Below are 20,670 nucleotides of genomic sequence, written 5' to 3' on the forward strand. Positions count from 1 at the left end.
GAATCTGCTTTGGGGAAAATATATCGGCGGGATGCGACAAATGCCGGGCGCGGCCGAAAGCGATGAAGGGCGGCGCATGACGGGAAGGAAGACCCGTCTTTTATCGTCGGTCGGGTGAAAGAGCAAGCTGCGTTTTACGGGACCGATATGGTCTAGAACGGCTTGACGACAACCAGGATCACGATGGCGATCATCAACAATGTGGGGATCTCGTTGACGATCCGCCAGTGCTTCGCGGATTTTTCGTTGCGATCCATGGCGAACTTGCGCACCGCGCCGGCGAGATAGCCATGCACGGCGGACAGCAAGAGCACCAAGGCGATCTTGCCGTGCAGCCAGCCACCCTGGAACGCAAAACCTTTCCAGGCCAGCCACAGCCCGAACACCCAGGTAACGACCATCGCCGGATTGATGATGCCGCGCAGCAGGCGGCGCTCCATCACCTTGAAGGTCTCCGACTGCACCGAGCCTTTCTCGGCATCGGCGTGGTAGACCAGCAATCGCGGCAGATAGAGCATGCCAGCCATCCACGCGATGACGGCAAGGACATGGATCGCCTTTGCCCACGGATAGAAGCCGTCGGGCGCGACGAAATACAAAAGCCCGGTGAGAGCAACCAGCGCGGCGATGCCAACGGCCATGCGTATCATCGCCTGGCTGGTGCTGTTCGTATTGTTGTCGGTCATCAGCGTGTCGCGCTCCGTACCTGTTTCACCATCGCCTCGACATGAGCGATCGGCGTCTCCGGCGTGATGCCATGGCCGAGATTGAAGATCAGCGGCCCATCTCCCAGCGCTTTCAGGATCGCGCCGACACCATCGGATAGCGCCTTGCCGCCAGCCACGAGCCGCAAGGGATCGAGATTACCCTGAACCGCACCCGAGCGCTGCAATTCCTTCGCTGCCGTCAGGGGCACCGTCCAGTCGATCCCCAGGGCCGTTACACCGGTCTTCTCGCGATAGGTCTGGTAGCGGGCGCCAGCGCCCTTGGGAAAGCCGATGATCGGAACCTTGGGATGAACGGCGCGAATTTGGCGGACGATCTCCGCCACCGGCTGCACGCAGAACAAGTCGAAAGAGGCATCGTCGAGCACGCCGGACCAGGAATCGAAAATCTGCACCACGTCGGCGCCGGCCTCGATCTGACGGATGAGATACTGCGCCGAGTGATCGGCAAGCACCTTCAGCAGCTGCAGAAACGCCGCCGGCTCGCGATAGGCAAACAGCCGCGCCGGCGCCTGGTCGGGCGTGCCGTGGCCGGCAATCATGTAGGTCGCCACCGTCCACGGCGCGCCGCAGAAACCGATCAGCGTCGTTTCGTCAGGCAGTTTCGCCCGCAAGCGGCGCACCGTCTCGTAGACCGGTTCGAGATTCACGTGAAACGTTTCGCCGCTGAGAGCCGCAATCTCGGCCGCGGCGATCGGCGTCAGCAGCGGACCACGGCCTTCCTCGAAGCGCACGTCACGGCCAAGCGCATGCGGCACCACAAGGATGTCGGAGAACAGGATCGAGGCATCGAAGCCGAACCGTTCGATCGGCTGCATCGTCACTTCGACAGCCAGATCGGGATCATAGCAGAGATCGAGGAACGAACCGGCGCGACGGCGCGTCTCGCGATATTCGGGCAGATAACGGCCGGCCTGACGCATCATCCAGAGCGGCGGTGGAAACACCGCTTGCCCCTTCAGCACGTCCAGCATGGTCCTGACTTGGGGCATTGAACGCTCGCTTCCTAAGCCTTCTCTATAATTAAAGAGTCTATTTCTAGAATCTTCTGATTCTAAGAGTCTGTTGGTATCGGTGGTTGTCACCTGTCCCGCTTTGGCCCGATAAAGGCCAGCCAGCATATTGTCGCGCGCTTCTCCAAAAGGATTGCAGAACTTTGTGGAAGGTCGGGAATTTACGACTGGAGTCAATGGTTTGTCGTCGAGCCAAGGAAATTGCCGCTGTGGATGACGCCTGGCTGAAAAAAAGCGTCCCCGGACTTGTCCCCAGCCGCCCGACGAAGCCGACAGCACATCGAATTGTGGACAAACTGCCATCTGATACAGTCGCTTCCAGCCGGCCGATTTTTCGGCCCGGTTTATCCACATTCGCCCACAGCCTGGAATGGACCCTGTGAACAAACCCCAGAGCTTCTTTCATCTGCATCTGATCTCCGACGCCACCGGCGAAACGCTGCTCGCCGCCGGCCGCGCCGCTTCGGCGCAGTACAAGGATGCGCGCGCCATCGAGCATATCTATCCGCTCATCCGCACCGAAAAGCAGGTGGCCAAAGTGTTCGAGGACATCGAGGAGGAACCAGGCATCATCCTCTACACCGTCGTCGACCAGAAGCTGGCGCGCGGCATCGACGAGCGCTGCGCAACCATGGGCCTGCCTTGCGTCTCGGTGCTGGAACCGGTGCTCACCGTGTTCCAGTCCTATCTCGGCACGCCGGCCGGCCGCCGCGTCGGTGCCCAGCATGTTCTCGACGCCGAATATTTCCGTCGCATCGACGCGCTCAACTTCACCATGGAGCATGATGACGGCCAGCTGCCGGCCAATATGGATGACGCCGACATCGTGCTGATCGGCATCTCGCGGACGTCGAAGACGCCGACCAGCATTTATCTCGCCAATCGCGGCATCAAGACCGCCAACATTCCGATCGTGCTCGGCGTGCCGATCCCGGAAAGCCTGATCAGCGCCAAGACGCCATTGATCGTCGGGCTGATCGCCACCGCCGAGCGCATCTCGCATGTCCGCCAGAACCGCGTGCTGGGCAACTCGAGCGACTACGAGGCTGGCGACTATGTCGACCGCGCCGCCATCACCGAGGAACTCGCCTATGCCCGCCAGATCTGCACCCGCCACGGCTGGCCGATGATCGATGTCAGCCGCCGTTCGATAGAGGAGACGGCGGCGGCGATCGTTGCCCTGAGGGGGAAGAGCAGATAATTGGAGCCGTGCGCCGCGTTGTTAACACCCACCGTCGCGAAGCTCAAAGGTCACGGCATGGATCCTAGGGTCTGCGCCGCGTCGCTTCGCTCCTTGCTTCGCCCTAGGATGACGAAGGGACGATTGTCTCAGCCAATCTCGAAGGTTTGCGATTTGCCATCAGCTGCTATTCAACGGCGTAGATGCCGAACTCCGACATTCGCGGTTAGCCAAAAAGCCACCACGCCTTCGTCATCCTACGGCGGAGCAGGGAGCGTAGCGACGCGGCGCAGACCCTAGGATCCATGCCGTTACAGTGGCCGACGAATGCAACGGTTTTCTACTTGGGCACTAGACAGGTAATCAGGCGCGACAAAACAATGACCGAAACAATCATCCTTGCGTCCGGCAGCCCCTTCCGCAAGGCGATGCTCATCAATGCCGGCGTCGCCATTGAGGCGGTTCCCGCGGATGTCGATGAACGCGTGCTCGAAGCGCCTTTGCAAGGCGTCTCGCCCGAAGACGTTGCCGCGATCCTGGCCGAAGCCAAGGCCACCGAGGTCAGCGAGCGCAAGCCCGGCGCCCTGGTGCTTGGCTGCGACCAGACGCTGTCGCTCGGCGACGAGGTGTTCCACAAGCCGGCCGACATGGAAGGTGCGCGCCGCCATCTGCTGGCGCTGTCCGGCAAGACCCATCAGCTCAACAGTGCCGCTGTTCTGGTTCGAAACGGCGAGGTTTTGTGGCGGCATGTCGGCATTGCCAGCCTGACCATGCGCAGGCTCGATCCGGCCTTTATCGGCCGCCATCTGGCCCGCGTCGGCGCCAAGGCCTTGTCCAGCGTCGGCGCCTATCAGATCGAAGGCGAGGGCATCCAGCTATTCGCTCAGATCGAGGGCGACTATTTTACCATTGTCGGCCTGCCGCTTTTGCCGGTGCTGGCCGAACTTCGAACACTTGGAGCAATCGATGGCTGAGGCAGCGAAAAAAGCCTTTGTCACCGGCCATCCGATCGCCCATTCGCGGTCGCCGAGAATTCACGGCCATTGGCTGGAACAATACGGCATCGACGGCAGCTACCAGGCCATCGACGTCGCGCCGCAGGATTTTGCGGTATTCCTCGCCGGGTTGCGCAAGAACGGCTACCGCGGCGGCAACGTCACCATTCCGCACAAGGAGGCCGCCTTCGCCCTGGTCGAGCGCCGCGACGCGGCCGCCGAACAGATCGGCGCCGTTAACACGCTGTGGTTCGAAGACGGCAATCTGTGGGGCGGCAACACCGACGCCCACGGCTTTGCCGCCAATCTGGACGACCATGTGCCGGGCTGGGCGACCAACGGCCCGGCCGTGGTGCTGGGCGCCGGCGGCGCGTCGCGCGCCGTCATCCATGCGCTGATCGAGCGGGGCGTCGGTGACATCCGCATCGTAAACCGCACACTCGCGCGGGCGCAGGAATTGCGCGATCGTTTCGGCGCCGGCGTTACCGCTCATGGTCTCGGCGCAACCAATGAACTGCTTGCCGGCGCCGGCCTGCTGGTCAACACCACCGCACTCGGCATGCATGGCAATGAAGGTCTGTCCGCCGACCCGGCGAGATTGCCCGATCATGCCATCGTCACCGACATCGTCTATGTGCCGCTGGAGACGCCGCTGCTGGCCGCCGCGCGCGCCAGGAAGCTGAAGACGGTCGACGGGCTCGGCATGCTGTTGCATCAGGCGGTGCCCGGCTTCGAGCGCTGGTTTGGCACGCGGCCGGAGGTCACCGCCGAACTGCGGCAGATGATCGTCAGCGATATCGGCGCCAAGGCATGATCGTGCTCGGCCTCACCGGATCGATCGGCATGGGCAAGTCGACCACGGCAAAAATGTTTGCCGAGGCCGGCGTGCCTGTCCATGATTCGGATGAGACCGTGCATCGCCTTTATTCCGGCAAGGCCGTTCCGCTGGTCGAAGCAGCCTTTCCCGGAGTGGCCAAATCCGGTGCGATCGATCGCGTGGCGTTGGCCGGACGCGTGCTTGGCGACGCCGCCGCGCTGAAAAAGCTGGAGACAATCGTCCACCCGCTCGTCCGCGCCGAGGCCGATGAATTTCTGGCAAAAAACCGTGCCGCCGGCACGCCGCTTGTGGTGCTCGACATTCCGCTGCTGTTTGAAACTGGCGGCCGCGACCGCGTCGACAAGGTCGTGGTCGTCACCGCGCCGACTGACGTCCAGCGCGCCCGCGTGCTGGCGCGGCCGGGCATGAGCGAAGAGAAATTTTCGGCGATCCTGGCCAAGCAGGTTCCCGACGCGGAAAAACGCCGGCAGGCCGATTTCGTCATCGACACCGGGCAAGGCTTCGAGGCCGCGCGGGCGGCGGTCAACGCCATCATTGCGGAAGTCTCCGGGGATAAGTCCGGCAAGGCCGGTTCCTGACGCCAGGCCGTCAGCATTGCCCATTGCCATTTTGTTCCGGTGTATGATTCTGCTGCCTAGGAGCAGACTGATTCGATGCGCGAGATCATCTTCGATACCGAAACCACTGGCCTCGACAACCGCGAGGACCGCGTCATCGAGCTTGGCGGCGTTGAACTGGTCAACCGCTTTCCGACCGGCCGCACCTTCCACAAATTCATCAATCCGCAGGGGCGCGCGGTTCACGCCGAAGCGCAGGCGGTGCACGGCATCAGTGCGGCGGACCTGAAGGACAAGCCGACCTTTGCCGAGATTGCCGAGGAGTGGCTGGCCTTCACCGACGGCGCCAAGCTTGTCGCCCACAACGCCACTTTCGACATTGGCTTCCTCAATGTCGAATTCGGCCGGCTGGGTCACCCGGTCATCGACAATGGGCTGGTCGTCGACACGCTGGCCCTGGCGCGCCGCAAGCATCCGATGGGACCCAATTCGCTGGACGCACTTTGCCGGCGCTACGGCATCGACAACGCCCATCGCACCAAGCACGGCGCCTTGCTCGATTCGGAATTGCTGGCCGAGGTTTATATCGAGCTCATCGGCGGCAAGCAGGCGGCGCTCATCCTCGACAGCGTGGCATCGCCCTCTGCCGGCAGGTCGGATGTCGACTATATCGACATCTCGATCGGCGCCCGCCCGGTGCCGCTGGCCCCGCGCCTGACCGACGCCGAACGCGCCGCGCATGCCGGCATGGTCGGGACGCTCGGCGAAAAGGCGCTGTGGTTGAAGGTTGCCGCGTCTTCGTCATCCTAGGGCGGAGCAAGGAGCGAAGCGACGCGGCGCAGACCCTAGGATCCATGCCGCGACCGTGGTGCCGTGCCCGGCGGTCCAAGAAACCGAGCGCCTACCACCCGGTTCCACGAAAGAGCTCGAACCACTCGGGATTGGCCGTCTTGATCAGATCGATCTTCCATTGGCGCGGCCAGCGCTTCAGCGATTTTCGCGCTGGATGGTGTCGGTAATGTCGAAATACTCCTCGTACCAGACCAGCCGTTGCACACCGTATCGGCTGGTGAAACCTGCGCCCTGACGGGCCTTGTGCTCCGGCATGCGGCGGCCAAGATCGTTGGTGACGCCGATATAGATCGTGCCGCGCTTCTGGCTTGCGGTCATATAGACGTATCCGGTCATGGTTTCAGGGTAGCGAGCGTCAGCGCGTGTACAAGCGCGATTCTGATCCGCTGCATCCTACGATCAATTTCACGGCATGGATCCTAGGGTCTGCGCTGCGTCGCTTCGCTCCTTGCTTCGCCCTAGGATGACGAAGGGAGAGGAGGGCATCGGCAACCTAGTAGGATTCGCTGTCCCTCAGCGTCTCAAACAAAAAACCCGGCACAAGGCCGGGCTTTTTCAAATCACCGTGCAGGGCAGCCTCAGCTGACCTTGACCTTCGACGCCGCCTGGTCCTCGGCCAGCTTCTGCTGGAACATCTGCGCGAAATCGATCGGGTCGAGCATCAGCGGCGGGAAGCCGCCATTGCGGGTCGCTTCGGCAATGATCTGCCTGGCGAACGGGAACAAAAGCCGCGGGCATTCGATGAACAGGATCGGCAGCATATGCTCCTGCGGGAAACCGGCGATGGCGAACACGCCGCCATAGACCAGTTCGACATTGAACAGCACTTCCTGGTCGAAGGAAGCCTTGGCGTTCAGCGTCAAATTGACGTCGAACTGCTTGTCCGAAAGCGGGTTGGCGTTGACATTGACGTTGATGGCGATGCCGGGGGCCTTGTCGCGGCCGCGCAGCGAATTGGGCGCGCCGGGGCTTTCGAAGGACAGGTCCTTCACATACTGCGCGAGTACGTTGAGCGAAGGCTGCGTTGTCTCGCCGTTGCCGTTGGCGGCGCCGACCGGCGCGTCATCTTTGCTGGCCATGAGCCGTTGTCCTTTTGCCTGGGCGACGATGCGGCCCGAATTGAAATCGGGCGTTCGCTACCATGGTCGGCATGACAAGACAAGGTTTGCCGCCTTGCTTCCCGCGAAGCGACCGCGGGACAACCTACTCGTCCTTGAGGCGGCGCCAGGGCGAATTGTGATCGGGTCCGCGGCCATAGTCGTCGGCGCGCGAATAGTCGCCGTCTTCGAGATCGATGGTCTTGCCGCGCTGCCGGTTGCGGAAACCGCCAGTGCTGAAATCGGTCGCCAGCACGACGCGGCTTTTCAACAGCCGCCAGGCGAGGTCGCGGACCGGCGGCAGGAACAGCAAAATGCCGAAGATGTCGGTGATGAAACCGGGGATGATCAGCAGGATCGCCGCAAGCACGATCATCACGCCATGCGCCAGTTGCCGGCTTGGATCGCGTCCGGCGTTCATCTCAGTGCGCACGCGGGTCATGACGCCAAAGCCCTGGTACCGGAGCAGCAGGGCGCCGGCCACGCTTGACGCCAGCACCAGGCCGACCGTCGCCAGCGCGCCGACCTGGCGGCCGACAACGACGAAACCGGCGATTTCCAGCAACGGAAGCGCCAGCAGGAACAGGGGAAGGAACGAAATACGCAAGTCTTGGCCGATCGGTTCCGTGTTTTGCCGGTCGGCGAGCAATCGCCGCTGGCACTGAGCCCGTTAGATAGGTATGCCTGCCTTTGATTTGAATGATGGCGCCTTGCGTTCTATATGCTTTGAATGTTGAACGCTATGCGACCGCGGCCTGTTGATTGGCCGGGGGTCCGGCCAGGACAGGGATTGATTGGCGGAAGATATGGGATTTTTCGACTTCGGCACAATTTTCTTTCTGATCGCGGCAGTGGTGATCTTTTTCCAGCTGCGCAATGTGCTCGGTCGCCGCACGGGCAGCGAACGCCCGCCCTTCGATCCCTATACGGCGGGCCGCGCCGCCGACAAGGATGCCCCCCAGAAACCCGAGAATGTGGTCTCGCTGCCGCGCAAGCGGGCGCCGGGCGAGCCGGTTGGCGACACCTACGCCGCCATCGATGCCTTCGCCAAGCCCGACACCGACCTCAACAAGGGCCTGCGCACGATCAAGGACAACGATCCGACCTTTGAGCCCAAAACCTTCGTCGATGGCGCCAAGATGGCTTACGAGATGATCGTCATGGCCTATGCCGATGGCGACCGCAAGACGCTGAAGAACCTGTTGTCACGCGAGGTCTTTGACGGCTTTGTCGCCGCCATCGGCGACCGCGAGGCGAAATCGGAAAAGATCCAGTCCTCCTTCGTCGGCATCGACAAGGCCGACATCGTCTCCGCCGAGATGAAGGGCGGCGAGGCGCATGTCACCTTGCGCATCATCAGCGAACTGATTTCGGCGACCCGCGACAAGGCCGGTGCGGTCATCGACGGCGATCCCGAGACGGTCGCCGAGGTCAAGGATGTCTGGACGTTTGCCCGCGACACGCGCTCGCGTGATCCGAACTGGAAGCTCGTCGCCACCGAAGAAGAAGACTGAATTCCAGCGGCGGCGGGCCAGGTCGTGTCGCTATCGCGGTCTTTCCAGGTAAAATCCTTCGATGATCTCCCCGGCTGGGGCGATGACGACCATCTCCAGGCCTTTGCCGCCTTTCGCCGTTCGGCCGTCCATGTCCTGACCAAGCCCTATCGCAGCGGCGCACTCGGCGTCGATTTCGCCGCCTTTGCCGCCGCCTATGATGAGGCGCGGACCATTTCGCTGCCGAATCGAAACGCGGCGCGCGATTTTTTCGAACGCCATTTCATTCCGGCCCGTATCGACGCCGAAAACGGTGGCCTCGTCACCGGTTTCTATGAGCCTCAGGTCGAGGCCTCGCCGGTGCGCACGGATCGGTTCACCGTGCCGCTGCTGTCGCGTCCGGCCGACCTCATCGAGATTGACGACGCCAACCGTCCCCCAGGAATGGATCCCTATCTCGCCTTCGCGCGCGCCGACGGGCCAGCGGAGTATTACGACCGTGGCGCCATCGAACGCGGGGCGCTTGCCGGCAAGGGTCTGGAAATCGCCTGGCTCGCCGACAAGGTCGACGCCTTCTTCATCCATGTTCAAGGCGCCGCGCGGCTCAACATGACTGACGGCCGGCTGCGCCGCATCACCTATGCCGCCAAATCCGGCCAGCGCTTTACCGGCCCCGGCAGGATTCTGAGCGAAACAGGCGAGATCCCGCTGGAAAAAGTGACGATGCAGTCGATCCGCGCCTGGTTCAAGGCGCACCCGGATCGTATCGACGAGATCCTCTGGCAGAACCGTTCTTTTATCTTCTTCCGCGAAGCTGATGTCGACGACGCAGCGCTCGGACCGATTGCCGCCGCCAAGGTGCCGCTAACGCCGGGCCGCTCGGTCGCAGTCGACCGGCTGCTGCACACGTTTGGCACGCCGTTCTACATCGACGCGCCGACGCTGACGGCTTTCGGGGCAAAGCCGTTCCGGCGCCTGATGATCGCGCAGGACACCGGCTCGGCCATCACTGGGCCCGCGCGCGGCGATCTCTTCGCCGGATCGGGCGATGCGGCCGGCGAGATCGCCGGCGTCGTCCGCAACGCCGCCGATTTCTATGCGCTGCTCCCGCGTCCGCTTGTTTCGGGGGCGAATCCATGACGCGGAAGACAGACAGGCTGAGCGAGGACGACCGGGTGCTGTGGAACCTGGTGGCGCGCACCGCCAAGCCGCTCAGGGGCAGAACCGCCGTCGACATTCCGGATTTCGGCGTCGACGCGAAGCCTGCCGCGCCGCCGGCTCATGCCGCCGCCAGCCCCGCTTTGGCGCCAAAGCCAAAGCCGCAGCACATCTCGCATGCGCTCGACGAGCCGACACTGGACAAGTTGAAGAAGGGCCGGCTGCCGATCGAAGGCCGCGTCGACCTGCATGGCATGACCCAGGACGAGGCCTATTCGCTGCTGTTTTCGTTCCTGCACCGGGCACATGCTGGCGGCATCCGCTATGTCCTGGTCATTACCGGCAAGGGCTCGTCGTCGGGCGGTGATGGGGTGCTGCGCCGCGCCGTGCCGGCCTGGTTGTCGACGCCGGCGTTCCGGCCGCTGGTCTCCAGCCACGACCATGCCGCCCGCAACCATGGCGGCTCGGGCGCGCTCTACATCCGTTTGCGGCGGCTGCGCTGATGAGGGCGTGGCCGTGACCCCGTTCGGCGAAAAGCTGCGGTCGCTGCGACAGGAACGCGGTGTCAGCCAGAAGGACATGGCTTCGGCCATCGGCGTCAGCGCCGCCTATCTGTCGGCGCTCGAGCATGGCCGCCGCGGCGCGCCGACCTGGACGCTGATCCAGAAGATCATCGGCTATTTCAATGTCATCTGGGACGATGCGGAGGAGCTGGCGCGGCTGGCCGAGGGCTCGCATCCGCGCGTCAGGATCGACACGTCGGGTCTCACCCCTGCCGCCACGGAACTCGCCAATCTTCTGGCCGAAAACATCGAAAAACTCGACGAAGTCGAGCTGCGCCGCATCACCGCGTCGATCCGCGCGGCACTCGGCCGGCGACCGTAACCATTTGAGCGACATGCATCGATCGCAAAACAGTGCCCGCCGGCAGTCAGCCAGCGGGCAGCTGTAGCGAGATCACTGTTTGCCGGCCGTGCTGCCGTTATTTCCGGGGTGCCCATGGTCGTGGCCACCGTGTTCACGGCCCGGGCAGTTCGAGTCGACACTGCAACAGCGGCCGGCCCACTGGTCGTTGGTTTTGGTCTTGACGCAGGTGATGGTCTGATCGGCGAAAGCGGATCCGGCCAGGGCCGATACCGCAATGGCGGCGAGAAAGGCATTACGCAAAAGTGCAGTCATCTGAATTCTCCATGGTTGGTTTCCGTCTACAGCCATGTGTCGTTGGCCGAGATGAATTGGTTCACGGAGAATGCAGAAAATTTTCGGATGGCGATGAGGCGCGCCTGAGCGGTCGAGACGGTGGAAGCCGCAGGTCGCTACTGAACCGCGCCGACCAGAACCTGCTGGCCACCGCGGATCGAAACCCAGCGGCCGGTGTTGTCGATCGCCTGCCGCTTTAGGAAACGGTAGCCGGTCTGGTCCCACGAGCGGACCTTGTCGGTCAGATTGTCGAGGATGTAGTCGCCCTTGTCGGTGCGCACGGTCAGCACCGCATGGCCCTCGCCGTCGGGCTTGCGCACGACGGTGATCAGAAGGTCGGCCAGCGACACGCCAAGCTGGTTCAGGTCACGGCGCTTTTCCAGGACATAGTCCTCGCAGTCGCCGACGCCCTTGTCGGGATAGGCCCAGACCTCGTCCTTGCCGTAAATGTCGTAGTCGCTCATCGGCTTGACGGCGGCGTTGACCTGCGCGGTAACGCTGATCAGCTTGCGCATGAATGCGTCGGTCATGGCGGCGGGAGCGAGATTGGTCGGCCGGATCGAGCATTCGCCCGGATGGGCCTTGCAGAAATCATAGTGTCCGATCGGCTGCGAGGTCGGCCCGCCGGTTGCCATTGGCGCTGCCGCCGATGCCGGGCCAGCCCAGCATCCCGAAATCGCCAGCCCTGCGACTGCACACAAGCGCAGCGTCCGTGCCATCGGTGAGGAAATCATTGTCCCCGTTCGCCCTTGTTGTTAACGAAAGGTTAAGGGGGATTTACACTCCGTGTCAATTATGACGACAGCCAGAATCTTGGCATGGTTACCCGCACCAGCCCCAACAGCGTCTATTGTGCAACAGATCGGTTTCGACAGCGGCCCAGAGCATGATCCCGAAAAGTGGGAACTGGTTTTCGGAAAGGTCATGCTCAAAACAAAGATAGCGCTTCTGCGCCGTGACCTTGGCGTGCTGTGGCTCTTGCTTCAGCCCTTGGCGGAACGGACCAGCCTGGGCTTTGCCGCGACGCGGTTCTGGCGGCCGTAGCTGGTGATGAAGTCGACGATGCGCGGCACGATTTCGGAACGGAATCGCGAGCCGTTGAAGACGCCGTAGTGGCCGACCGCCGGCTGCATGTAATGGGCGTGCCGCTCAGCCGGGATGTTGGGGCAAAGGTCGTGCGCGGCCTGGGTCTGGCCGAGGCCGGAAATGTCGTCGTTCTCGCCCTCGACGGTGAACAGCGCGACATTGCGGATCGCCGACGTATCGACGGCGACGCCGCGATGCATCATTTCGCCCTTCGGCAAAGCGTGGCGGACGAACACGGTATCGACCGTCTGCAGATAGAACTCCGCCGTCAGGTCCATCACCGCCAGATACTCGTCGTAGAAATCGCGGTGCTTCTCGGCATTGTCGCCATCATGCTTCACCAGGTGCACGAAGAAGTCCTTGTGGGCAGTGATGTGGCGGTCGAGGTTCATGCTCATGAAGCCCGAAAGCTGCAGGAAGCCGGGATAGACCTCGCGGCCGAAGCCGGGCACCGGCCAGGGTGCATTCATGATGACATTGTCGGCGAACCAATCGATGCCCTTTTCCTTGGCCAGAAGATTGACCGCGGTGGGATTGCGGCGTGTATCGATCGGCCCGCCCATCAGCGTCATGGTCGAGGGAACGAAGGGGTCGCCGCGGGTTTCCATCAGCGCCACCGCCGCCAGCACCGGCACCGAAGGCTGGCATACCGCCATGACATGGGTGTCAGGCCCCAGCGCGTGCAGCATGTCGATGATGTAGTCGATATAGTCGTCGAGATCGAAGCTGCCGTCGGCAAGCGGCACCATGCGCGCATCGACCCAGTCGGTGATGTGCACATCGGCATGGGGCAGCATCGCTTCGACCGTGCCGCGCAGCAGCGTCGCATAGTGGCCGGACATCGGCGCCACGATCAAGAGCTTCGGATCCGGTTTGCGCCCGGCAGGAACGGCGCGCTCGAAGCGCTGGAGATTGCAGAACGGCCGCGACCACACCGTCTTTTCGGTGACCTCGACATTTTTCCAGTCGACCACGGTCTTGGTCAGCTCGAAACGCGGCTTGCTGTAGCGGCGCGTGGTGCGCTCAAACAATTCGGCGGTCGCCGCCACCGAGCGGCCCCAGGATGTATGCGAAAACGGATTGAGCGGATTGCGGTAAAAAATCCGCACCGCATCCGCGTAGGCGCGGGCGGGCTGCAAGGCAGCGTGGTTGAGTTCGTAGAGCTGGTAGAACATAAAGAACCCCGCTGCTGCATGCGATCCAAAGGCACGACGAGCAGCGCCGATCCTTGAATATCTCGCGGCGAGGTTAACAACTAATTGCTGCGATGCAATACGTCACCTGGCGTGAAATATCCTCATTTCGTCTAAGGCCTTGAGAATCCGTCTCGAACAGCGGAGCCGGCTCACTGTGCGTTGCGAAAGGCGCTTGGCGGGCAGGTCGTGTCCGGCTGGGCTGGACACGACAAAGGTCAAATGCGGGCCACGCAGACGGCGGTATAGCCCGAGCTGATGAAGCCGAGTTGGCCGGCAGCGCCCTTCGACAGGTCGAGCATGCGTCCCTTGATGAACGGCCCGCGATCGTTGATGCGCACGACGACGCTGCGGCCGTTGTTCTTGTTGGTCACCCTGAGCTTCGTGCCGAAAGGCAAGGTGCGGTGCGCGGCGGTCATCGCCGACGGGTTCATGCGCTCGCCCGAGGCGGTCCGGGAGTGCAGTGCGTACCAGGAGGCACGGCCGCATTGCGCTGCGGCGGGGGAGACGGAAGCGCCGACCATCAGGCCAGCCGCTATCGTCACCGCGACAAGCGCGGTCTGGTTGTTCTTCTTCATTTGTGGGATTGGCTCCGTTCTTTGACAGACCCCAGCCGTTATGTGTCGAATAGGCAGGAAATGCGGCAAACGTCTGGCAGTTCCGTGGCGGCAGCACACGTTTGGAGTCACGAGGAAACAGTTTGTCAGGAATTTTTAACCATAGACCGGCGTATTTCCGGTGATTATCATGTCAATATCGGGGATGTTTTCGGCAAGGTTCAACGTTACTATGCAAGTAACAGCAGACGCGACCGGATCGCTTCCTTTCGCATTTTCATCGCGGCCATGATGCAGTTGACGATCGACTTGGGAAGGGAATGCCGACGATGAGACTGATCAGGAATCTGCTGGCGTTGCTTGTCCTGGCCATCGGCGCGCTGTGGTCGCTGCAGGGCCTCGGCATTGTCCGGGGAAGCTTCATGACCGACCAGACGCAATGGCTCTATATCGGCATCGTCACCATGCTGGTCGGCCTGGTCGGGTTGGGTTGGGCGAACCGCTCCCGCATCTGATGTTCTAGCCCGCCGGCCGCGAACGAGAATTCCCAACGCGCTCCCCCGTTCGGCAAATCCATGCCCCAAACAGCCAAGGAATTGAAAACGCCTTCCGCGTCTTCGGGGCTAAGTATAGTAGTCTTATCGACATTGACGAATTGGAGGCGACGATGAGCGACCACCGCATCACCATGATCGTTCGCGGCATGCATCGGACTTCTGGCGCGTCGCCCTTTGTCGCCCCGCTGCCGGCCAAGCGCATTTCTGTGCTCTCAAAGGCACAAAGGCCGGCAAAAACGGCCTCAGCGGCTTGAAAATCGAGCAAAATCAACGTTTCCCGGCTTGTATATCATGTCACTAGAATTTATGTGTCGTGGCAGCTTGGACGCGGCGGGGAGGCACGCCAGGCGTTTCGCAACCGATGGTCAAAAACCATCGCAGGACAGAGAAACGTTCGGTTTATGCTCACAAAAAAGGGTAAGTACGGCCTCAAGGCGCTCGTCCATCTGGCGCAGTTGCCGGTCGGACAGCTCGCCTTCGTTGGCGATATCGCCAGCGGCAACAACATTCCGAAAAAGTTTCTCGACGCCATCCTTGGCGAATTGCGCAATGCCGGTTTCGTCCAGAGCCGCAAGGGCAAGGAAGGCGGCTATCGTCTTGCCCGCCCGGCCGATGAAATCAAGGTCGGCCATGTCGTGCGCGTGCTCGACGGGCCGCTGGCGCCGATCCCTTGCGCCAGCCGCACCCAGTATCAGCGCTGCGAAGACTGCAATGAGGCGACATGCCAAGTCAGACATCTGATGCTCGAGGTCCGGCAGGCGATCGCCGAGGTGCTCGATCAGCGCAGCCTCGCCGAGATGCGCGACATCGCCCTCGACGACCTTACGGTCGCGAGGGACATCGCGGTGAAGGTTCAGGCCTGACCCTTCGACCACTGCTGGTGCGCGCATGACCGGGCGCGGCAATTCGATCATCCCCAATTCGATCATCATTGTCGGCGGCGGCGCTAGCGGCGTCGTGCTGGCCGCGCATCTCTTAAAATCGCCCAATCCCGATCTGCGCGTCACGCTGATCGAAAAGCGTCCGCATTTTGGCCAGGGCATGGCCTATTCCACGCTGCTCTCCGCCCATGTGCTGAATGTCGCCGCCACCGGCATGAGCGCCTATGCCGACGATCCCGGCAATTTCTGGCGCTGGCTGCTCGAAAATGGCCTGGCAACCCAGGAGCAGGCGCCGGTCTATGCGCCGCGCAGCGTCTATGCCCGCTACCTCAAGGAATTGCTGGACGAACTCGAGACGCGGGAAGAGCAGACGGGACGCTTGCGCCTGATCCGCGAGGAGAGCCTGTCGATTGCGCCGAGCGCATCCGGGGTCGAGGTGGCACTGGCCAATGGCACCAGCGTCGTCGCCCATCTTGCCGTGCTGGCCACCGGTCATGACGAGGAGCCAGGCGCCGGGCAAGGCCACGCCATCCGCATGGGGTCGGAAGCCGACACCGCGCTCGATCCGCAAGCCCGAGTGCTGGTGCTGGGTACCGGCCTGAGCATGGTCGATGCCTTCCTGGCGCTCGAACAGCGCGGCCATCGCGGCGAGATCGTCGCTTTGTCCAGGCGCGGCCTGCTGCCTTCGCCGCACCGCAAGGGCAAACCGATCAAGCTCGATGTCGCCGACATTCCGCTCGGCACCCAGCTTTCTTACTTTGTCGGCTGGTTCCGCGACCTGATCCGCGAGAACCAGAAGGCCGGTATCGACTGGCGCGATGTCGTCGACGGCCTCAGGCCGTTCAACCAGAAAATCTGGCAGAACTGGCCGTCCTCGGCCAAGCGCCGCTTTGTCGAGCACACCAAGGCCTGGTGGGACATCCATCGGCATCGCATGGCGCCGGAGGTCTATGCCCGCGTCACCGAGGCCGTGCAAAAGGGCCGCATCCGTCCCGTCGCCGGGCGTATCGTCGGCATCACGGCGGGCGACGGCTATACGGTGGAAGTCCAGTCCCGCCACACGCAGCGTCTCGAAACCTTCGAAGCCGCCCGCCTCTATGATTGCACCGGCATCGCCAGGGACATCTCGACCACCTCGAACAGCGTGGTGCGCTCGCTGGTCGACCGTGGACTGGCCCGGCCCGACCCGCTGCGGCTCGGCCTCGACGTGTCAGCCAATTGCGAAATCATCGCCAGCGACGGGTCGGTATCGGCCAAGATCCTCGCCGTCGGACCGCTGACGCGCGGGACTTTCTTCGAGATCGACGCCATCCCGGACATTCGCGTTCAGTGTGCGAGGCTGAGCAAGCAGCTGCTGGGGTAGACGCCTGAGCAAGCTACCCATGCCTTCGTCATCCTAGGGCGAAGCAAGGAGCGAAGCGACGCGGCGCAGACCCTAGGATCCATTCCGTGACGGGCGGCAAGGAACACGGCGGTTGAGAATGAGGATCGTCTTGGCACTTCAAAACTCTGCACCGTCGCGGCGTTCAAGAGTCCCGGCATGGATCCTAGGGTCTCCGCAACGTCGCTTCGCTCCTGCTCCGCCCTAGGATGACGAACGCGAGGAGGCTTCGGCAAACCTCGAACGATTGCGCAACCGTGATTGCCGTCAACCCTCCGCAGCGGCCGCATGCTCGAAACCCGGAATTTCATTCCGCATCTGGCCGGTTGATTGGCATGATCTATCTTCTTTCCGACTGCAAAGGGCAGGAGAAGAGGATAGGCTACCGCTTGCCCCCGGCGGTTGCTCGCCTTGACCATGGAGCTTCGACATGAGCGAGCACAGAACCGCTTCACCTGACGGCGCGCTGTCGCGCCTGCGTCCGCCCTATGCGTCGGTTCTCGACCTGATCGGCCAGACGCCGATCGTTGAACTGACCAAGTTCGACACCGGCAAGTGCCGGCTGTTCATCAAGCTCGAAAGCCAGAACCCGGGCGGCTCGATCAAGGACCGCATTGCGTTGTCCATGATCGCCGCCGCCGAGCGCGAGGGCAAGCTCAAGCGCGGCGGCACCATTGTCGAGGCGACCGCCGGCAATACCGGCCTCGGCCTTGCCCAGGTCGGCATCCCCAAGGGCTACCGCATCATCCTCGTCGTGCCCGACAAGATGTCGCGCGAAAAGATCCAGCATCTGCGCGCGCTCGGTGCCGAAGTGCGCATGACCCGCTCCGATGTCGGCAAGGGTCATGCCGAATATTACCAGGACATGGCCGAAAAGATCGCCGCCGAGGTGCCCGGCGCCTTCTACGCCAACCAGTTCGCCAATCCGGCAAATCCTGCGGCGCATGAAACCACCACTGGGCCTGAGATTTTTTCCCAGCTCGAAGGCAATGTCGATGCCGCGGTCGTCGGCGTCGGCTCCGGCGGCACGCTCACCGGGCTTGGCCGCTACTTCGCAAAGGTCTCGCCGAAGACCGAGATGATCCTGGCCGATCCTGTGGGGTCGGTGCTGGCGCCGCTGATCAAGACCGGCAAGCTGGAAGATGCCGGCAGCTGGACCGTCGAAGGCATCGGCGAGGATTTCGTGCCGCCCAATGCCGATTTGTCGCTGGTGAAAAAGGCTTACTCCATCCCCGACAAGCAGAGCATGCTGGCGGTGCGCGATCTCCTGTCGAAGGAAGGTATTCTGGCCGGCTCGTCCTCCGGCACGCTTTTGTCGACCGCCTTGCGCTATTGCCGCGAGCAGACGGTGCCGAAGCGGGTCGTCACCTTCGTCTGCGACAGCGGCAACAAATATCTGTCAAAGGTGTTCGACGATTTCTGGCTGGCCGAGCAAGGGCTGGCCGAACAGGAGCAGCATGGCGATCTGCGCGACCTCGTCATGCGTTCGCACCGCACCGGCGACACCGTCTCCGTCGGTCCGGAGGAAAGCCTGCTCAACGCCTATGGCCGCATGCGCCGCTCCGATGTTTCGCAGCTGCCGGTGCTCGACAATGGCAGACTGGTCGGCATCGTCGACGAAAGCGACATCCTCGCCAAGGTCGATGGTCCGCATGACGGCCGCTGGGAGCGCTTCAACGGTCCGGTACGCACGGCGATGACCTCCAATCTGCACACGCTGCAGGCCAGCCAGACGCTGGATGCGCTGCTGCCGGTGTTCGATCGCAACGAGGTCGCCATCATCTTCGATGGCGACGAGTTCGTCGGCCTGATAACCCGCATCGACCTGATCAACCATTTGAGGCGCGCACGATGACCGAACAGACACCGGGCAAAAACCGACTGGCCTTTTCGACGCGCACCATCCATGGCGGCCAGAGCCACGATCCGCTCACCGGCGCGGTGATGGTGCCGATCTATGCAACCTCGACCTATGGCCAGCAGTCGCCCGGCGTGCACAAGGGTTTTGAATATGCCCGTAGCCAGAACCCGACCCGCTTTGCCTTCGAGCGCGCCGTGGCCGACCTCGAAAGCGGCTCGGCCGCCTTCGCCTTCGCTTCCGGCCTGGCGTCGATCGCCACTGTCCTGGAACTGCTGGATGCAGGCGCCCACATCGTCGCCACCGACGACATTTATGGCGGCTCGTTCCGGCTGATGGAGCGGGTGCGCAAGCGCTCGGCCAATCTGCAGATCTCCTTCGTCGACTTCACCGACCTTGCCGCCGTCGAGGCGGCGATCCGGCCGGAGACAAGAATGCTCTGGGTCGAGACGCCGACCAACCCGCTGCTGCGCATCGTCGATCTCGAAGGCGTCGCCACCCTGGCCAGGCGCAAGGGCGTTCTCACCGTTGCCGACAACACCTTCTGCAGCCCCTATATCCAGCGGCCGCTGGAGCTCGGCATCGACATCGTCGTCCACTCGACGACCAAATACCTCAATGGCCATTCCGATATGGTCGGCGGCGTCGCCGTGGTCGGTGACAACAAGGATCTCGCCGCCCAGCTGAAGTTCCTGCAGAACGCCATCGGCGCCATATCAGGCCCGTTCGACAGCTTTCTGGCGCTGCGCGGCATCAAGACCTTGGCGCTGCGGATGGAACGCCATTCGTCGAACGGCCTGAAGATCGCGCAGTGGCTGGAAGCCCGCAAAGACGTGCGCCGGGTCATCTATCCCGGCCTAGCCAGCCACCCGCAGCACGCCATCGCCGTCCAGCAGATGCACGCCTTCGGCGGCATGATCACTGTGGAGCTCGACCGCGACCTCGCCGCGACAAAGCGCTTCCTCGAACGCACGCAACTGTTCACCCTGGCCGAAAGCCTCGGCGGCGTCGAAAGCCTGATCGAACATCCCGCCATCATGACCCACGGCTCGATCCCGGCGGAAAAGCGGGCCGCGATCGGCATTTCCGATTCGCTGGTCCGGCTGTCCGCCGGCATCGAGGACGGCGACGATCTGATCGCGGACCTGGAGCAGGCTTTGAAAGGCTGAGCGACCGGATACACGACAGGCCGGCGTCCATGCTATTGTGACTGCCGTCACAACCATGGCCGCAGATCTATTCTGCTTCTGACACTATGAGCCGATCTCATGTCGCGGTGCGGGGACGTTTACGAAAACAAGGTGACCGGTGAATATGCGGTGATCCTGCGCGGCACCGAGGATCGCGGCCAGGGCCCCGGCATTGCCCACCTGATGGCCCGCCCGGGAGCTGCGGTGGTGGGCGAACACTTCCACCCGTTCATCGTCGAGACGTTCACCGTTCTCAAAGGCCGACTCGATGCCCGCATCGCAGGCCGGACCCTGTCGCTTGGGCCCGGACAATCCGCCACTGTCGAGGCAGGGGTCGCACACGACTGGTCGAATGGCAGCAAGACGGACGAAGCGCATGTGCTGGTCGAGGTCGCACCGACCAAGGGCGCCGAACACATCGATCCTGATCGCTTTGAACTTCTGATCGGCATGCTGTTCGGCCTCGCCAATGACGGGCGCGTCGACCGAAAGGGAAGACCTTTCCCGCTTCAGGCGGCGGTGATCGCCAGGGAGTTTGCCGACGTCGTCGTGTTCACGCAACCTCCACCGGCCGTCCAGCGGGTGGCGCTCGCCGTCCTGGCGCCGCTTGGCCGCTGGCTCGGCTACCAGGCCATCATTCCCAGCTATTGCAAGCCGCACGCACATGTGACGCCGGCTGCCGATGTGCTGGCCGCAGCAGGGCTTTCCGCGAAATAAGGTCGTAATCTCCGTCTTGAGAAGCAGGTGCCGGGCGGCAGCGCTTGTCTTGCTGACCCGTGGAAGTCGGGATGGATCGTGCCGGAACCTCCAAGCCCTGGCCCACAAGTCCAGCCTTTGCAATTTCAGATTCCATCCTAAA

At 62.7% G+C, this 20,670-nt stretch carries 23 protein-coding genes and 1 pseudogene; 15 read left to right on the plus strand and 9 right to left on the minus strand.

All coding sequences use genetic code 11. From position 1 onward, the window contains the following. Positions 1-152: 152 nt before the first annotated feature. Complete coding sequence (gene hemJ / locus AC1D0N_RS00080; protein WP_477240154.1) at positions 153-686, minus strand: protoporphyrinogen oxidase HemJ; 534 nt, start codon at positions 684-686, stop codon at positions 153-155. After that, positions 686-1,717: a uroporphyrinogen decarboxylase gene (gene hemE, locus AC1D0N_RS00085; protein ID WP_477240156.1), complete on the minus strand. Its 1,032-nt coding sequence runs from the start codon at positions 1,715-1,717 to the stop codon at positions 686-688. Before hemE ends, hemJ begins: the two co-directional genes overlap by 1 nt. 400 nt (positions 1,718-2,117) lie before the next feature. On the opposite strand from hemE, the gene AC1D0N_RS00090 reads away from it, so the two are divergent. The 5 genes from AC1D0N_RS00090 (at position 2,118) to dnaQ (ending at position 6,118) form a co-directional block, all read left to right on the plus strand. Beyond that, a complete protein-coding gene (locus AC1D0N_RS00090; protein ID WP_477240158.1) occupies positions 2,118-2,939 on the plus strand; it encodes a pyruvate, water dikinase regulatory protein in 822 nt (273 codons plus the stop codon). 359 nt (positions 2,940-3,298) lie between these two features. Beyond that, positions 3,299-3,892 (plus strand): Maf-like protein, encoded by a 594-nt coding sequence (locus AC1D0N_RS00095; RefSeq protein WP_477240160.1) that lies wholly within the window; start codon positions 3,299-3,301, stop codon positions 3,890-3,892. Then, positions 3,885-4,727 (plus strand): shikimate dehydrogenase, encoded by an 843-nt coding sequence (locus AC1D0N_RS00100; protein ID WP_477240162.1) that lies wholly within the window; start codon positions 3,885-3,887, stop codon positions 4,725-4,727. Before AC1D0N_RS00095 ends, AC1D0N_RS00100 begins: the two co-directional genes overlap by 8 nt. After that, on the plus strand, positions 4,724-5,329 hold the full coding sequence (coaE, locus tag AC1D0N_RS00105) for a dephospho-CoA kinase (protein WP_477240164.1): 606 nt from the start codon (positions 4,724-4,726) through the stop codon (positions 5,327-5,329). The genes AC1D0N_RS00100 and coaE overlap by 4 nt, the downstream gene beginning before the upstream one ends. 75 nt (positions 5,330-5,404) lie before the next feature. Continuing rightward, the gene (gene dnaQ / locus AC1D0N_RS00110; RefSeq protein WP_477240166.1) at positions 5,405-6,118 is read left to right on the plus strand and encodes a DNA polymerase III subunit epsilon; all 714 of its coding nucleotides are present in this window, start codon (positions 5,405-5,407) and stop codon (positions 6,116-6,118) included. Between the two features lie 91 nt (positions 6,119-6,209). Here the strand turns inward: dnaQ and AC1D0N_RS00115 are convergent. From AC1D0N_RS00115 to AC1D0N_RS00125, 3 genes and pseudogenes are all read right to left on the minus strand, one after another. Then, positions 6,210-6,496, minus strand: a pseudogene (locus tag AC1D0N_RS00115) (GIY-YIG nuclease family protein). Between the two features lie 242 nt (positions 6,497-6,738). Further along, positions 6,739-7,239, minus strand: a complete 501-nt coding sequence (gene secB, locus AC1D0N_RS00120; protein WP_477240168.1) for a protein-export chaperone SecB — start codon at positions 7,237-7,239, stop codon at positions 6,739-6,741. 124 nt (positions 7,240-7,363) lie between these two features. After that, on the minus strand, positions 7,364-7,864 hold the full coding sequence (locus AC1D0N_RS00125) for an FxsA family protein (protein WP_477240170.1): 501 nt from the start codon (positions 7,862-7,864) through the stop codon (positions 7,364-7,366). A gap of 199 nt (positions 7,865-8,063) precedes the next feature. Between AC1D0N_RS00125 and AC1D0N_RS00130 the strand changes: the two genes are divergently transcribed. From AC1D0N_RS00130 to AC1D0N_RS00145, 4 genes are read left to right on the plus strand one after another with little or no spacing between them, the layout of a single operon-like run. Next, positions 8,064-8,771 (plus strand): Tim44/TimA family putative adaptor protein, encoded by a 708-nt coding sequence (locus AC1D0N_RS00130; RefSeq protein ID WP_477240172.1) that lies wholly within the window; start codon positions 8,064-8,066, stop codon positions 8,769-8,771. A gap of 24 nt (positions 8,772-8,795) precedes the next feature. After that, on the plus strand, positions 8,796-9,890 hold the full coding sequence (gene mltA, locus AC1D0N_RS00135; RefSeq protein ID WP_477240174.1) for a murein transglycosylase A: 1,095 nt from the start codon (positions 8,796-8,798) through the stop codon (positions 9,888-9,890). Then, on the plus strand, positions 9,887-10,411 hold the full coding sequence (locus AC1D0N_RS00140) for a Smr/MutS family protein (protein ID WP_477240176.1): 525 nt from the start codon (positions 9,887-9,889) through the stop codon (positions 10,409-10,411). The genes mltA and AC1D0N_RS00140 overlap by 4 nt, the downstream gene beginning before the upstream one ends. A gap of 13 nt (positions 10,412-10,424) precedes the next feature. Beyond that, positions 10,425-10,793 carry a helix-turn-helix domain-containing protein gene (locus tag AC1D0N_RS00145; RefSeq protein ID WP_477240178.1) on the plus strand — a complete coding sequence of 123 codons (369 nt, stop codon included), beginning with the start codon at positions 10,425-10,427 and terminating at the stop codon, positions 10,791-10,793. 72 nt (positions 10,794-10,865) lie between these two features. Here AC1D0N_RS00145 and AC1D0N_RS00150 read toward each other — a convergent pair whose 3' ends face one another. The 4 genes from AC1D0N_RS00150 to AC1D0N_RS00165 form a co-directional block, all read right to left on the minus strand. After that, the gene (locus tag AC1D0N_RS00150) at positions 10,866-11,087 is read right to left on the minus strand and encodes a hypothetical protein (protein ID WP_477240180.1); all 222 of its coding nucleotides are present in this window, start codon (positions 11,085-11,087) and stop codon (positions 10,866-10,868) included. A gap of 137 nt (positions 11,088-11,224) precedes the next feature. Further along, positions 11,225-11,842 carry a transglutaminase-like cysteine peptidase gene (locus AC1D0N_RS00155; protein WP_477240182.1) on the minus strand — a complete coding sequence of 206 codons (618 nt, stop codon included), beginning with the start codon at positions 11,840-11,842 and terminating at the stop codon, positions 11,225-11,227. Between the two features lie 249 nt (positions 11,843-12,091). Continuing rightward, entirely contained in the window at positions 12,092-13,369 is a 1,278-nt protein-coding gene (locus AC1D0N_RS00160; protein ID WP_477240184.1) for a polyhydroxyalkanoate depolymerase, read from the minus strand. Between the two features lie 236 nt (positions 13,370-13,605). Continuing rightward, entirely contained in the window at positions 13,606-13,965 is a 360-nt protein-coding gene (locus tag AC1D0N_RS00165; protein WP_477240186.1) for a septal ring lytic transglycosylase RlpA family protein, read from the minus strand. A 308-nt stretch (positions 13,966-14,273) separates the two neighbouring features. Between AC1D0N_RS00165 and AC1D0N_RS00170 the strand changes: the two genes are divergently transcribed. The 6 genes from AC1D0N_RS00170 to AC1D0N_RS00195 all read left to right on the plus strand — a co-directional run bounded on the left by AC1D0N_RS00170 (position 14,274) and on the right by AC1D0N_RS00195 (position 20,528). Beyond that, entirely contained in the window at positions 14,274-14,459 is a 186-nt protein-coding gene (locus AC1D0N_RS00170; protein WP_477240188.1) for a hypothetical protein, read from the plus strand. A 443-nt stretch (positions 14,460-14,902) separates the two neighbouring features. Further along, complete coding sequence (locus AC1D0N_RS00175; protein ID WP_477240190.1) at positions 14,903-15,364, plus strand: RrF2 family transcriptional regulator; 462 nt, start codon at positions 14,903-14,905, stop codon at positions 15,362-15,364. A 25-nt stretch (positions 15,365-15,389) separates the two neighbouring features. Then, on the plus strand, positions 15,390-16,745 hold the full coding sequence (locus AC1D0N_RS00180; protein ID WP_477240192.1) for an FAD/NAD(P)-binding protein: 1,356 nt from the start codon (positions 15,390-15,392) through the stop codon (positions 16,743-16,745). Positions 16,746-17,193: 448 nt separating this feature from the next. Next, the gene (locus AC1D0N_RS00185) at positions 17,194-18,618 is read left to right on the plus strand and encodes a pyridoxal-phosphate dependent enzyme (protein WP_477240194.1); all 1,425 of its coding nucleotides are present in this window, start codon (positions 17,194-17,196) and stop codon (positions 18,616-18,618) included. Next, entirely contained in the window at positions 18,615-19,790 is a 1,176-nt protein-coding gene (locus tag AC1D0N_RS00190) for a trans-sulfuration enzyme family protein (protein WP_477240196.1), read from the plus strand. Before AC1D0N_RS00185 ends, AC1D0N_RS00190 begins: the two co-directional genes overlap by 4 nt. A gap of 132 nt (positions 19,791-19,922) precedes the next feature. Continuing rightward, positions 19,923-20,528 (plus strand): cupin domain-containing protein, encoded by a 606-nt coding sequence (locus tag AC1D0N_RS00195; protein ID WP_477240198.1) that lies wholly within the window; start codon positions 19,923-19,925, stop codon positions 20,526-20,528. Positions 20,529-20,670 lie beyond the last annotated feature (142 nt).

It is taken from the genome of Mesorhizobium sp. P2_E10, assembly GCF_056404235.1.